Below are 12,623 nucleotides of genomic sequence, written 5' to 3' on the forward strand. Positions count from 1 at the left end.
CCGGCGAGCCTTCACCCTTTGGCGCCCGCGGCACTGGCGTGAAGACATATCGCGGCCGCCGCAGCCACGTTCAGCGACTCCTCGCCGCCCGGCTGCGTGATGCGGATGTGGTGCGCGGCGCGTGCCTCCAGCGCCGGCGACACGCCCTGGCCTTCGTGGCCCAGCAGCCAGGCGCACGGATGCGGCAGCTGGGTCCGATGCAGGAACGCGCCCTGGTGCGAGCTGGTCGCCACCAGCGGAACCGTCATCGCGTCCAGCGCGTCGGCATCGACGCCTTCGATCAGCCGCAGGCCGAAATGCGCGCCCATCCCGGCACGCAGCACCTTGGGCGCCCACAGCGCAGCCGTGCCCTTGAGCGCGATGACCTGGCCGAAGCCGAAGGCCGCGGCGCTGCGCAGGACCGAGCCGACATTGCCGGCGTCCTGCAGCCGGTCGAGCACGACCGTCGATGCATCGGGCTGGAGGTCGGGACGCATCGGCAGGTGCAGTACGAAGCCCATCGGTGCCGGCGATTCCAGGCCGCTCGCGGCGGCCAGCAGCGCATCGGCCACGACGACGGTCTTGTCGGCCGCCTCGGCCCACTCGAACTGCGCCTGCGGCCAGAAAGATTCGGCGAAGACCGCCAGCGCGGGGCGGACCCCACGCACCAGCGCCGCACGGCAGAGGTGATCGCCCTCCAGCCAGACGCGGCCGAGCTTGCGGTAGGCGCCGGGGTCCTGGGCCAGCTTGCGCAGGTCCTTGAGCAGCGGGTTGTCGCGTGCGGTGATGTGGGTCGGTTCGGGCAGGCTCACGGGTCGGCCCGGTCGGTCAGGCGCAGTGACACGCCGGCGCCATAGACCACATCGGTCACCGGCAGATCGACCGGTGCGGGCGCGGAGGCCGCCGCTGCCGCCCGCCCCAGGGCCGCCGCGACGGGCGCGAAGGAGCGCCGGTGGTGCACGCAGGCGCCATGGCGCAGCAGCGCCTCGAGATGCTCCGGCGTCCCGTAGCCCTTGTGCCCTGCGAAACCGTAGTGCGGGAACTCCACATGCAGCTCCTGGCAGAGCCGGTCACGGTGCACCTTGGCGAGGATCGAGGCGGCGGAAATCGCTTTCACCCGCGCGTCGCCCTTGACGATGGCTTCGGCCAGAACGTCGAGGGTCGGCAGCCGGTTGCCGTCGACCAGCACCTTGGCCGGCTTCAGCCGCAGCCCTTCGACAGCACGCCGCATGGCAATCATGGTGGCCTGCAGGATGTTGTGGGTGTCGATCTCTTCGACCGTGGCGTGCGCCACCGAGCAGCACAGCGCCCGGGCCAGGATCTGGTCGTTGAGGCGCTCGCGCTGCAGCGCCGTCAGCGTCTTGGAGTCGGCCAGACCACGGATCGGCCGACGGTCGTCCAGAATGACGGCCGCCGCCACGACCGGGCCGGCCAGCGGACCACGGCCGGCCTCGTCCACGCCGGCCAGCAGCCCGGGCGCGTCCCACAGCAGCGCGGCTTGCTCAGCCTTCAAGAACTTTCTCGATCGCATCGGCGCAGAGGGTCGGGGTGTCGCGCAGCAACTCGGCGTGCAGCGCGGTGAATCGGTGTTGCAGGGCCTCCACTTTGGCCGGCTCCGCCAGCCATTGCAAGGTGGCGGACGCCAAGGCCTGCGGCGTCGCGGCTTCCTGCAGCAGCTCGGGCACCACGAAGTCGTTGCACAGAATGTTCGGCAGGCCGACCCACGGCTGCAGTTGCTGCCGGTGCATGAGGTGCCACGACACGCGGTTCATGTTGTAGGCGATGACCATCGGCCGCTTGAACAGCGCCGCCTCCAGGGTGGCAGTGCCGCTGGCGATCAGCGTGGCGTCGCAGGCCGCGAGCGCCGCATGCGAACGGCCCTCGAGCAGTCGTACAGAGGCGGTTGTGCCGCTCGACTTCAGCGCGTCTTCGATCTCGGCTCGCAGCCCGGGAATGACCGGCACCACAAAGCGGATGTCCGGCTGCAGGCGGTGCATCAGCGTCGCGGCCTGGAAGAAGCGCAACGCGAGGTAGCGCACCTCCGACCGCCGGCTGCCGGGCAGCAGGGCCACCACGCGTGCCTCGGGATCGAGATCGAGCGCCGCGCGGGCAGCGCGCTTGTCGGGCTGCATCGGAATCACGTTGGCGAGCGGATGGCCGACATAGCTGGCGGCCACGCCCTGCTCCGCCAGCAGCGCCGGCTCGAACGGGAAGATGCACAGCACATGGTCGGCGGCGGCGCGGATCTTGTCGATCCGGTCGGCGCGCCAGGCCCAGATCGACGGGCAGATGAAATGCACCGTCTTCATGCCGCGGCTGCGCAGCCCGGCTTCCAGATCGAGGTTGAAATCGGGCGCGTCGATGCCGATGAAGAGATCGGCCCAGTCGCGCAGCAGCCGCGACTTCAGCTGGCGCCGGATGCCTGCGATCTCGGCGTAGTGGCGCAGGACCTCGATGTAGCCGCGCACCGCCAGCTTCTCCTGCGGCCACCAGCTGTCGAAGCCGCGCGCGAGCATCTGGGGACCGCCGATGCCGGCGCCCTGCATGCCTGGCCAGCGGGTCCGCAGGCCGTCGAGCAGCAGCCCCGCCAGCAGATCGCCCGACGGCTCACCGGCGACCATCGCGAACCGTCGCGTTGCGGTGTCGACCATGTTGCCGTCGTCAGCGCGCAATGCCGCTGACGGAGGTGGCGAGAAAGTCGTCCATCAACCTGGCGTCGGCGGCCGCCTCTGCATCCTGGGCAGCCAGCGCTGCGATGGCGACACGTGCCTCCTCCACCGTCTTGCCCTGGCGGTAGATCAGCTTGTGCATTTCGCGGATGGCGGCGATGCGCCCGGCCGAAAAATCGCGCCGGCGCAGGCCGACCAGATTGACCCCGCGCACGGCCAACGGGTTGCCGTCGACCACCATGAAGGGCGGGATGTCCTTACCGATGTGGCTGGCAAAACCGATCATCGCGTGGGCGCCGATGCGCATGCGCTGCAACACGCCGGTGAGCCCCCCGACGGTGACCCAGTCGCCGACCTCGACATGCCCTGCCAGCGTCGCGTTGTTGGCCATCGTGACCTGGTTGCCGATCTGGCAGTCATGCGCGATGTGCACGTAGGCCATGATCCAGTTGTCGTCGCCGATGCGCGTCACGCCGACGTCCTGGACCGTGCCGAGGTTGAAGGTGCAGAACTCGCGGATCGTGTTGCGGTCGCCGATGACCAACTCTGTCGGCTCGTCGGCGTACTTCTTGTCCTGCGGTGCGGCGCCCAGCGAGGCGAACTGGAAGATCCGGTTGTCGCGGCCGATGGTGGTGTGCCCTTCGATCACGCAGTGCGCGCCGACCGTGGTTCCGGCACCGATTCGCACGGCCGCGCCGATGACCGCGTATGGCCCGACCACCACCGACGGATCGAGTTCGGCTTTCGGGTCGACGATCGCCGTCGGGTGAACCTGCGTCATGCCGCGCGGCACTTCAGCTGATCTGGCGCATCGCGCACATCAGCGATGCTTCGCAAGCCAACTCCTTGCCCACCAGCGCGCGCCCCTTGAACTTGGAAATGCCGGCTTTCATCCGCTCGATCTCGACCTCGAGCGTGAGTTGGTCCCCCGGCTCGACCGGCCGCTTGAAGCGGGCGCCGTCGATCGCAGCGAAGTAGTACACGGTGTTGTCGTCCGGCACGATGTCGAGCGACTTGAAGGACAAGAGCGCGGCGGCCTGCGCCATCGCTTCGAGCATCAGCACGCCCGGCATCACCGGCCGATGCGGGAAGTGGCCGTTGAAGAAGGGTTCGTTCATCGTCACGTTCTTCAATGCGGTGATGCGCTTGCCTTTCTCCATGTCGAGCACACGGTCCACCAGAAGAAAGGGGTAGCGGTGCGGGAGCAGTTTGAGGATCTGGTGGATATCGAGCGTCGTCGTCATATTTTTTCTATCCTGCGTCGGCTTTTTTTTCCAACGCCTTGAGCCGGTCGCGCAGACCGTGCAGTTGCTTCAGCGTGGCAGCGTTCTTTTCCCAGGCGGCATTGTCGTCGATGGGGAACATACCCGTGTACTGGCCGGGCTTGAGGATCGACCGTGTCACGACCGTGGCCGCCGAGATGTGGACACCATCTGCCAAGGTCAGATGACCCAACACGATCGCACCGCCACCGACCGTGCAGTGCGCACCGATGACGGCACTGCCCGCCACACCGACGCAACCCGCCATCGCGGTGTGCTTGCCGATGCGTACGTTGTGGCCGATCTGGATCAGGTTGTCGAGCTTCACGCCGTCTTCGATGACGGTGTCTTCGAGCGCGCCGCGGTCGATGCAGGTGTTGGCGCCGATCTCCACGTCGTCGCCGATGCGCACGGCACCGAGCTGCTCGATCTTCACCCATGCGCCTTCGTGTGGTGCCAGCCCGAAGCCGTCGGCGCCGATCACCACGCCGGGATGCAGCAGGCAGCGCGCGCCGATCTGGCAGTCTTCGCTCACGGTGACGCGCGACTTGAGGACCGTGGCAGCACCGATGCGGGCGCCGCGCTCGACGACGCAGAGGGCACCGATCGATGCACTCGGGTCCACCTCGGCATCCGGATGGACCACCGCACTCGGATGCACACGCACGCCCTCGGGCCGCGCATGCGAGGCCTTCCACAACTGCGTCAGCCGCGCGAAGTATAGGTATGGGTCAGGCGTCACGATGAACGCGCCGCGGGCAGCCGCTGCTTCGCGCATGGCGGGCGACACGATGACGCACGCGGCCTGTGAAGCGGCAAGCTCCTTGCGGTACTTGGGATGGCTCAGAAAGGAGAGCGCGTCGGCGGGCGCCGTCTGCAGGGGCGCCAGTCGCTCGATCATCGCATCGCGCTCACCGTTCAGCTCGCCCCCCAGGGCATCGACGATGGCTCCGAGCCGCAATGCCACGCGGGTGCGGCCTACTTGCCGCCGGTGGACGCAGGGGCAGCGGAAGAAGCAGCGTTCAGCGCCTTGATCACCTTCTCGGTGATGTCGTGCTTAGGATTGATGTAGATCGCTTCCTGCAGGATGGCGTCGTACTTCTCGGCTTCGGCCACCTGCTTGACCACGCGGTTGGCGCGGTCGTACACCTGCTGCAGCTCTTCGTTCTTGCGCGCGTTGAGGTCTTCCTGGAACTCGCGACGCTTGCGTTGGAATTCGCGGTCCTGGTCGACCAGGCCTCGCTGGCGCTGGGCGCGTTGTGCCTCGGGCAGCGTGGGCGCTTCGCGCTCGAACTTTTCCGACGCGGCCTTGAGCGTCTCGCCCTGCGCAGTGAGGTCGCGCTCACGCTTCAGGAATTCCGACTCCAGCTTGGCCTGTGCGGCCTTGGCCGGCTGTGCTTCGCGCAACACGCGGTCTGGATTGACGAAGCCGATGCGGAAGCTCTCCTGCGCCTGTGCAGGCACGGCAAACAATGCGACCGAGGAGAGCAACAGCGCGCCGGCGACGCGGTACGGGTGATTCATCAGAAGGAGGTACCGATCTGGAATTGGAAGCTCTGCATTCTATCCTTGTAGATGCCGGCGGCCGTGTCCTCTTCCTTCTGGGAACGTACCGGCTTCGCGTATGCGACGCGCAGCGGCCCCAGCGGCGAAATCCAGCTGATGCCCAGGCCGACGGAGGCGCGGATCTTCTTCTGCGCCGCCCACTGCGCATCGGTCTGCGTGCTGCGATCGCTGAACACATTGCCGGCGTCGAAGAACCCGTAGAGGCGCAGGGTGCGGTCATTGCCGGCGCCTGGAAATGGTGTGCTCAATTCCGCATTGAAGATCGCCTTCTTCGTACCACCCAACGCTGCTTCGGTGACCGCGTCGCGCGGCCCGAGCGAATTCTGTTCGAAGCCGCGGATCGAGCCCAGGCCACCGGCGTAGAAGTTCTTGAAGATGGGGTATGTGCTGCCGCCGAGCGCCTTGGCGTAGCCCACCTCGCCATTGAGGGCCAGCGTGTACTGCTTGCTGAGCGGGAAGTACTGCTGGACCTGGTAACTGCTCTTCAGGTATTTCAGATCGCCGCCGGCGCCCCACTCCACGTTGGCACGCTGCAAGCGGCCCTTCGTCGGCACCAGCGCGCTGTCGCGGTCGTCGCGCGCCCAGCCGATCGTCACCGGAATGCCCCATTTGCTGTCGTCGGAGCACCCCGTGATGGTCTGCGACGCTGCGTCGAACTGGCAGTTGAAATAATCGCGGTAAGCCTGCGGCACGGCCCCTGCCACGTTCGAACCCGGCTGGAAGTTAAACCGCTCTAGGCCCGCGCCGAAGAACACGGTGTCGACTTCGCTGAACGGCACGCCGAACTTGACGCTGCCGCCCTCGCTGACCAGCTTGTAGTCGCCGTCGCTGTTGTAGTAAGGGCGGGTGGTCTGGTGGAACAGGCTGAAGGTGCGAGAGATGCCGTCCGACGTGAAGTACGGGTCGGTTGCGGTCAGCGAGATCGTGCGGTAGTACTTGCTGGTGTTGACCTGTATGCCCAGGAAGTTGCCCGAGCCGAACACGTTTTCCTGCGAGATGCCGAAGGTCAATGAGACCTTTTCCGAGCTGGAGAAGCCCGCACCCAACTGCAGCGAACCGGTCGGCTTCTCGGCCACGACGACCGTCAGGTCAACCTGGTCGGGCGAACCCGCCACTTCCTGCGTTTCGACATTCACATCGGTGAAAAAGCCCAGGCGGTCGACACGGTCGCGCGACAGCTTGATCTTGTCGCCGTCGTACCAGGAGGCTTCGTACTGGCGGAACTCGCGACGGATGACTGCGTCGCGGGTCTTGTTGTTGCCGCCGATGCTCACGCGGCGCACATACACGCGCCGTGCGGGCTCCGCCTGCAGCGTCAGCAGCACACGGTTGTTGACGCGGTCGATCTCGGGTTGCGACTCGACCTTGGCAAAGGCGTAGCCAAAGGTGCCGAAGTAGTCGGTGAAGGCTTTGGTGGTCTCGGTCAACTGTTCGCCGTTGTAGGGCTCGCCCGGCTTGATCGTCACCAGCGACTTGAACTCTTCCTCGCGCCCCAGGTAGTTGCCCTGCAGCTTGACCCCGGACACGACGAACTTCTCACCCTCGGTGATGTTGACGGTGACCGTCAGATCCTGGCGATCGGGCGAGATCGCGACCTGGGTCGAGTCGATGCGGAACTCGAGGTAGCCACGGGTCAGGTAGTACGAACGCAGCGACTCGAGGTCGGCGTTCAGCTTGGCACGCGAGTACTGATTCGACTTCGTGTACCAGCTCATCCAGCCACCGCTGTCCTGGTCGAACAGGCTCAGCAGCGTCGATTCGCTGAACGCCTTGCTGCCCACCACGCGCACCTCGCGGATCCGTGCCGACTCGCCCTCGGTCACGGTGAAGGTCAGGTTGACCCGATTGCGCTCGATTGGGGTGACCGTCGTCACCACCTCGGCGTTGTACAGACTGCGGCTCACGTACTGGCGCTTGAGCTCCTGCTCGGCGCGATCGGCCAGCGCCTTGTCGTACGGCCGGCCATCGGCCAGGCCCACCTCGCGCAGCGCCTTCTGCAGCGCCGCCTTGTCGAACTCCTTGGCGCCGACGAAGTCGACATCGGCCACCGTCGGACGCTCTTCCACGATCACCACCAGCACATTGCCGCTGACGTCCAGCCGCACGTCCTTGAACAGGCCCAGCTCGAACAGCGCACGGATCGCGGCCGAGCCGCGTTCGTCGTTGTAGGTGTCGCCCACCCGCAGCGGCAGCGAGGCGAAGATCGTCCCCGGCTCCACGCGCTGCAGGCCTTCGACCCGGATGTCCCGAACGGTGAAGGGATCGATGGCCCAGGCCGCCGTGGCGGCGAGCGTGCTGGCGATGAGCGCGGCCACGCTGCGCAGACGGAAGCGACTGTTTGAAGTGTTCATGAGTGAGTTGCTCCGGCGCACGAAGGGCCGGCGAGAGTTAACCAAAGAGCCCGAAGAGTCGGTTGACGTCGTTGAAGAGTGCGATGGACATCATCACCAGCAACAACGCCACCCCGCCGCGCTGAAGCCGTTCCATCCATGCATCCGAGACACTTCTACCGGTCAGGCCCTCCCAAAGATAATACATCAGGTGCCCCCCATCGAGGACCGGCAGCGGCATGAGGTTCAACACCCCCAGGCTCACGCTGATGAGGGCCAGAAACACCAAGTACTGGGTGAAGCCCAGGCTCGCGGACTTGCCGGCATAGTCGGCAATCGTGAGCGGCCCGCTCAGGTTCTTGAGCGACGCTTCGCCGATGACCATCTTGGCCATCATCCGGACGGTAAGTGCCGAAACCTCCCAGGTCCGGACGACGCCGCGCCAGAGCCCTTCGATCGGCCCCTGGCGCACCGTCAGCATGGCCGGCGGTGCACCGACATACGCGGCGATGCGGCCGACCTTGGCGCCGTTGTCGTCGCGCAGCTCGGGCGTGACCTCGACCGTCATTTCCTGGCCCGCACGAACAATCTGCCAAGGCTGCGTGCGCGGCTGCGCACCATCGACGGACGCGCGGATGAGTTCGCGCAATTGCTGGCCATCGACCACCGGCGTCGCACCGACCGCACGCACCAGATCGCCGGGTTGCAGTCCTGCCCGTTCCGCTGCACCGCCCGCCACAAGTTCACCGAGTTCCGGGCGCGTCAGCGGCGCGACCACGCCGATCCGGCGGAACAGCTGCGCGTCGGCGTCCTTGGCCTCGATCCGGCTGAGCGGCAGCACGAGGGTGCGCGCCGGCTGCCCGTTCTCGGCGGCCACTTCGAGCGTGAGGTCGCGGCCGTCGAGCGCACCGCGCGTCATGCGCCAACGCAGATCGTCGAAGGACTCCACCGGCGCGAGCGTGCCGTCGAAGCCGGCGCGCGCGATCCGCTCGCCACCGCGCAGGCCCGCCTGCTCTGCCAGTGATGCGGCCACCGGCCGGCCGAGCACGGCGGCCGGCTCCTGCACGCCGATCCAGTTGACGACGGTGTAGAGCGCCACCGCCAGCAAGAGATTGGCGATCGGTCCGGCCGCGACGATGGCGGCCCTGGCGCGAAGTGGCTGCGTGTTGAAGGCGCGATGACGCTCCTCCGGCGGCACCGGGCCCTCGCGCTCGTCGAGCATCCGGACATAGCCGCCGAGGGGAAAGGCGCCGATCACGAATTCGGTGCTCTGTCCGTGGCGCGGCCGCTTGGGCTGCCAACGGTACAGCGCGGGGCCGAAGCCGACCGAAAAGCGCAGCACCTTCACGCCGCAGGCCACCGCCACCCGGTAGTGACCGTACTCGTGCACCGCGATCAGCACGCCGAGCGCGACGATGAAGGCAAGGACCGTGAGCATGGGGAACTCCCTGGTGTGAGGGTGGAGGAAAGCGAACGTCCGGCCCGTCAGGCCGCGAAGCGCATGGCCGCCGCATTGGCTGCCGCACGCGCCGCCGCGTCGAGCGCCAGGAGGTCGGCCAGCGATGCAGGCTTCGAGGGCGCCACCGCCTCCAAAGTTTCCATGTTGACCGCATGAATGCGGTCGAAGCGCAGTCGCCGGTCGAGAAAAGCCTCGACGGCCACCTCGTTGGCGGCGTTCAGCACGGCCGTCGTTCCGGGTGTGGCGCGCAGGGCATGCCAGGCGAGCGACAGGCCCGGAAACAGCGCGTCGTCGGGCGCATCGAAGGTCAGCGCGCCCATCGCGCGGAAGTCGAGCCGGGCGGCGCCACTTTCCAGGCGCTCGGGCCAGGCCAGCCCGACGACGATCGGCACGCGCATGTCCGGAGTGCCGAGTTGCGCGATGACCGATGCATCAGTGAACTGCACCATCGAATGCACGACGCTCTGAGGATGGATCACGACCTCGATCTGCTCGGGTGCGACGCCGAACAGATGGCGCGCTTCGATCACCTCGAGCGCCTTGTTCATCATCGTCGCGGAGTCCACCGAAATCTTGCGCCCCATGCGCCAGTTCGGGTGGGCGCAGGCCTGCTCCGGCGTTACGCTGGCCAGCGTGCCCGCCTCGCGGGTGCGGAACGGCCCACCCGATGCGGTGAGGATGATCTTGTCGATGCGCCGCGCCCAGGTAGACGGATCCTCCGGCAGCGACTGGAAGATCGCCGAGTGCTCGCTGTCGATCGGCAGCAGCGTGGCGCCGCCGTGGCGCACGGTATCCATAAACAGCTCGCCCCCGACCACCAGGGCTTCCTTGTTCGCCAGCAGAAGCCGCTTGCCCGCACGCGCCGCCGCCAGGCAGGGCCCGAGGCCGGCGGCACCGACAATCGCCGCCATCACGCTGTCGACCTCGTCGTGCGAGGCAATGGTCTCCAGCGCGCCCTGCCCTTGCAGGACGCGGGTCGGCAGGCCGTTGTCGCGGAGCAGCGCCGCGAGGCGCTCGGCATGCGGCGCACTGGCCATGACCGCGAAGCGCGGCGAGAAACGGGCGCATTGCGCCAGCATCTCGTCGACCTTCGTGGCCGCCGACAAGGCGAAGACTTCGAATCGCTCGGGGTGACGCGCCATGACGTCGAGCGTGCTGACGCCGACCGAGCCGGTCGAGCCGAGCACGGTGACACGCTGTCGTGCCGGCCCGTTCACAGCGACGCCAACATCATCGCGATCGGCAACGTGGACAGCAGGGCATCCACCCGATCGAGCACGCCGCCGTGCCCCGGCAGCAGGTTGCTGCTGTCCTTGGCGCCGGCACTGCGCTTGACCAGCGACTCGACCAGATCGCCGACCACGCTCATCGCGGCCAGGAACAGCACGCCGATCAGGAGCAGCCACCAGCCGCGCGCGGCCAGTCGCGTGTAGAGACTCGCGACGCTGGCTTGCGCCGACGCATCGACCCAGACCCAGGCCAGTGCCAGAACCAGCACCCCGACCATGCCGCCCCACACGCCTTCCCAGCTCTTGCCGGGACTGATCGACGGCGCAAGCTTGTTGCGCGTGAACCGCAGACCGAAGCGCCGCCCGGAGAAATAGGCAAAGACGTCCGCCACCCAGACGAGGACCAGCAGCGACAGCAGGAAATTGATGCCCCAGGTGCGTGCCTGCACTGCCGCGAGCCAGGCCACCCAGAGCGCCAGCAGGCCTCCGACGAGCCGGACGGCCCGCGGGATGCGGGGCCACCCGGGCACAGCACCGCGCAGCAGCCATGCGCCGCCGAGCACCCATGCCGCACTGGCCGCCAGCCAGATGCCCATCAGGCGCTGTTCCAACAGGCCCAACCACCAGGACAGGGCACACAAGAGCACCATCTCGATGCCGAGGAAGACCGACATCCGCGGCCCGTAGCCGTTGAGCCGGCCCCATTCCCAGGCGGCAGCACCGATCATCACCAGCATCACGCAGGCAAAGGGTGCGGGAGACGGGTAGAACAGCGCCGGCAGCAGGATCGCCAACAGCACGAGCGCGGTGATGATTCGTTGCTTGAGCATCAGGCGATCTGCCGATCGGTGGGAGATCCGTTCAGCTGCGCGGAGGTCTTGCCGAAGCGCCGCTCACGGTTCTGAAAGGCGGCGATCGCTTCGTCGAGCGCCTTCTCGTCGAACTCCGGCCACAGCTTGTCGCTGAAGAAGAGTTCGGCGTAGGCACTCTGCCACAGGAGAAAGTTCGACAGCCGCTGCTCGCCGCCGGTGCGGATAAAGAGATCGGGGTCAGGTACATGGGCCAGCGCCATGGCGCGGTCGAGACTCGCCTCCGTCAGGGGTTCGCCTCGCCGCGCGAGGTCGGCCGCCGCACGTGCGATATCCCACCGGCCACCGTAGTTGAAGCACACATTGAGCACCAGCCGATGGTTCTGCGCGGTGGCCCCCTCGGCCTGCACCAGGGCACCCACCATCTTCTCGGACAAGCCGCCCCGTTCGCCCACGAAGTGCAATTGAACGCCGTCTTCCTTGAGTTTCGGAACCTCGCGAGCCAGGGCGCCGACCATCAGATCCATGAGGCCCGTCACCTCTTCGACCGGGCGGTTCCAGTTCTCCGAAGAAAAGGCAAACACCGTCAGCACGCCGACACCCCGGTCAGCGCAGGCTTTGACACAACGCCGGAGCGATTCGACGCCCTGCTTGTGCCCGGCCACGCGCGGCAAAAAGCGCCGCGTCGCCCAGCGACCGTTGCCATCCATCACGATGGCAATGTGTTGAGGCACCGCGGGCGATGCGCTCATCAGACCGCCATGATCTCGGCTTCTTTGGCCGCCACCAGCCGGTCGATCTCGGTGATGTGCCGGTCGGTGACCTTCTGGATCTCGGCCTCGGCGCGCTTCTGATCGTCTTCCGAGGCCAGCTTGTCTTTCACGAGCTTCTTGACTGCTTCGTTGGCGTCGCGCCGCAGGTTGCGCGTGGCGATCTTGGCGCTCTCACCTTCGTTGCGGACCAGCTTGGTCATTTCCTTGCGACGCTCTTCGCTCATGGCGGGCAACGGCACACGGATGAGTTCGCCCATCGACGCCGGATTCAGGCCCAGATCGCTCTCGCGGATGGCCTTCTCGATCTTGGCCCCCATGCCCTTCTCCCAAGGCTGGACGCTGATGGTGCGCGAGTCGAGCACCGACACGTTGGCCACCTGGCCGAGCGGCACCGACGAGCCGTAGTAGTCGACGTGGATCGAATCCAGCAGCGCCGGGTTGGCGCGGCCGGTGCGGATCTTGGTGAGATTGTTCTGGAAGGCGGCGATCGACTGGTTCATCTTCACGTCGGTCGCACTGCGGATGTCTGCAATGGTCATTTCAAGGT

Annotated in this window: 13 protein-coding genes; all 13 read right to left on the reverse strand. The window is 67.0% G+C overall.

Annotation, left to right across the window (positions count from 1 at the left end):
- Positions 1 to 11: 11 nt before the first annotated feature.
- Genes ACSFBE_RS16535 through frr form a run of 13 tightly spaced genes read right to left on the reverse strand, consistent with a single transcriptional unit; the run spans position 12 to position 12,615 of the window.
- Positions 12 to 791, reverse strand: coding sequence for a TrmH family RNA methyltransferase (locus ACSFBE_RS16535; protein WP_435491499.1), 780 nt, complete (start codon positions 789 to 791; stop codon positions 12 to 14).
- Complete coding sequence (rnhB, locus tag ACSFBE_RS16540; RefSeq protein ID WP_435491500.1) at positions 788 to 1,510, reverse strand: ribonuclease HII; 723 nt, start codon at positions 1,508 to 1,510, stop codon at positions 788 to 790. Before rnhB ends, ACSFBE_RS16535 begins: the two co-directional genes overlap by 4 nt.
- A complete protein-coding gene (gene lpxB / locus ACSFBE_RS16545; RefSeq protein ID WP_435491501.1) occupies positions 1,482 to 2,630 on the reverse strand; it encodes a lipid-A-disaccharide synthase in 1,149 nt (382 codons plus the stop codon). Before lpxB ends, rnhB begins: the two co-directional genes overlap by 29 nt.
- A gap of 10 nt (positions 2,631 to 2,640) precedes the next feature.
- Positions 2,641 to 3,429, reverse strand: coding sequence for an acyl-ACP--UDP-N-acetylglucosamine O-acyltransferase (gene lpxA, locus ACSFBE_RS16550; RefSeq protein WP_435491502.1), 789 nt, complete (start codon positions 3,427 to 3,429; stop codon positions 2,641 to 2,643).
- Between the two features lie 13 nt (positions 3,430 to 3,442).
- Positions 3,443 to 3,892 carry a 3-hydroxyacyl-ACP dehydratase FabZ gene (gene fabZ, locus ACSFBE_RS16555; RefSeq protein WP_435491503.1) on the reverse strand — a complete coding sequence of 150 codons (450 nt, stop codon included), beginning with the start codon at positions 3,890 to 3,892 and terminating at the stop codon, positions 3,443 to 3,445.
- Positions 3,893 to 3,899: 7 nt separating this feature from the next.
- Positions 3,900 to 4,877: a UDP-3-O-(3-hydroxymyristoyl)glucosamine N-acyltransferase gene (gene lpxD / locus ACSFBE_RS16560; RefSeq protein WP_435491504.1), complete on the reverse strand. Its 978-nt coding sequence runs from the start codon at positions 4,875 to 4,877 to the stop codon at positions 3,900 to 3,902.
- 11 nt (positions 4,878 to 4,888) lie between these two features.
- Positions 4,889 to 5,434 (reverse strand): OmpH/Skp family outer membrane protein, encoded by a 546-nt coding sequence (locus tag ACSFBE_RS16565; protein ID WP_435491505.1) that lies wholly within the window; start codon positions 5,432 to 5,434, stop codon positions 4,889 to 4,891.
- Positions 5,434 to 7,827, reverse strand: coding sequence for an outer membrane protein assembly factor BamA (bamA, locus tag ACSFBE_RS16570; RefSeq protein ID WP_435491506.1), 2,394 nt, complete (start codon positions 7,825 to 7,827; stop codon positions 5,434 to 5,436). The genes ACSFBE_RS16565 and bamA overlap by 1 nt, the downstream gene beginning before the upstream one ends.
- Positions 7,828 to 7,864: 37 nt before the next feature.
- Positions 7,865 to 9,244 carry an RIP metalloprotease RseP gene (gene rseP, locus ACSFBE_RS16575; RefSeq protein WP_435491507.1) on the reverse strand — a complete coding sequence of 460 codons (1,380 nt, stop codon included), beginning with the start codon at positions 9,242 to 9,244 and terminating at the stop codon, positions 7,865 to 7,867.
- 47 nt (positions 9,245 to 9,291) lie between these two features.
- The gene (gene ispC / locus ACSFBE_RS16580) at positions 9,292 to 10,482 is read right to left on the reverse strand and encodes a 1-deoxy-D-xylulose-5-phosphate reductoisomerase (RefSeq protein ID WP_435491508.1); all 1,191 of its coding nucleotides are present in this window, start codon (positions 10,480 to 10,482) and stop codon (positions 9,292 to 9,294) included.
- Positions 10,479 to 11,324 carry a phosphatidate cytidylyltransferase gene (locus ACSFBE_RS16585; protein ID WP_435491509.1) on the reverse strand — a complete coding sequence of 282 codons (846 nt, stop codon included), beginning with the start codon at positions 11,322 to 11,324 and terminating at the stop codon, positions 10,479 to 10,481. The genes ispC and ACSFBE_RS16585 overlap by 4 nt, the downstream gene beginning before the upstream one ends.
- Positions 11,324 to 12,055, reverse strand: coding sequence for a polyprenyl diphosphate synthase (uppS, locus tag ACSFBE_RS16590; RefSeq protein ID WP_435491510.1), 732 nt, complete (start codon positions 12,053 to 12,055; stop codon positions 11,324 to 11,326). The genes ACSFBE_RS16585 and uppS overlap by 1 nt, the downstream gene beginning before the upstream one ends.
- Positions 12,055 to 12,615, reverse strand: coding sequence for a ribosome recycling factor (frr, locus tag ACSFBE_RS16595; protein WP_435491511.1), 561 nt, complete (start codon positions 12,613 to 12,615; stop codon positions 12,055 to 12,057). Before frr ends, uppS begins: the two co-directional genes overlap by 1 nt.
- Positions 12,616 to 12,623 lie beyond the last annotated feature (8 nt).

Origin of the sequence: Variovorax sucrosi, assembly GCF_051216635.1 — a bacterium.
GTDB lineage: Bacteria > Pseudomonadota > Gammaproteobacteria > Burkholderiales > Burkholderiaceae_C > Variovorax.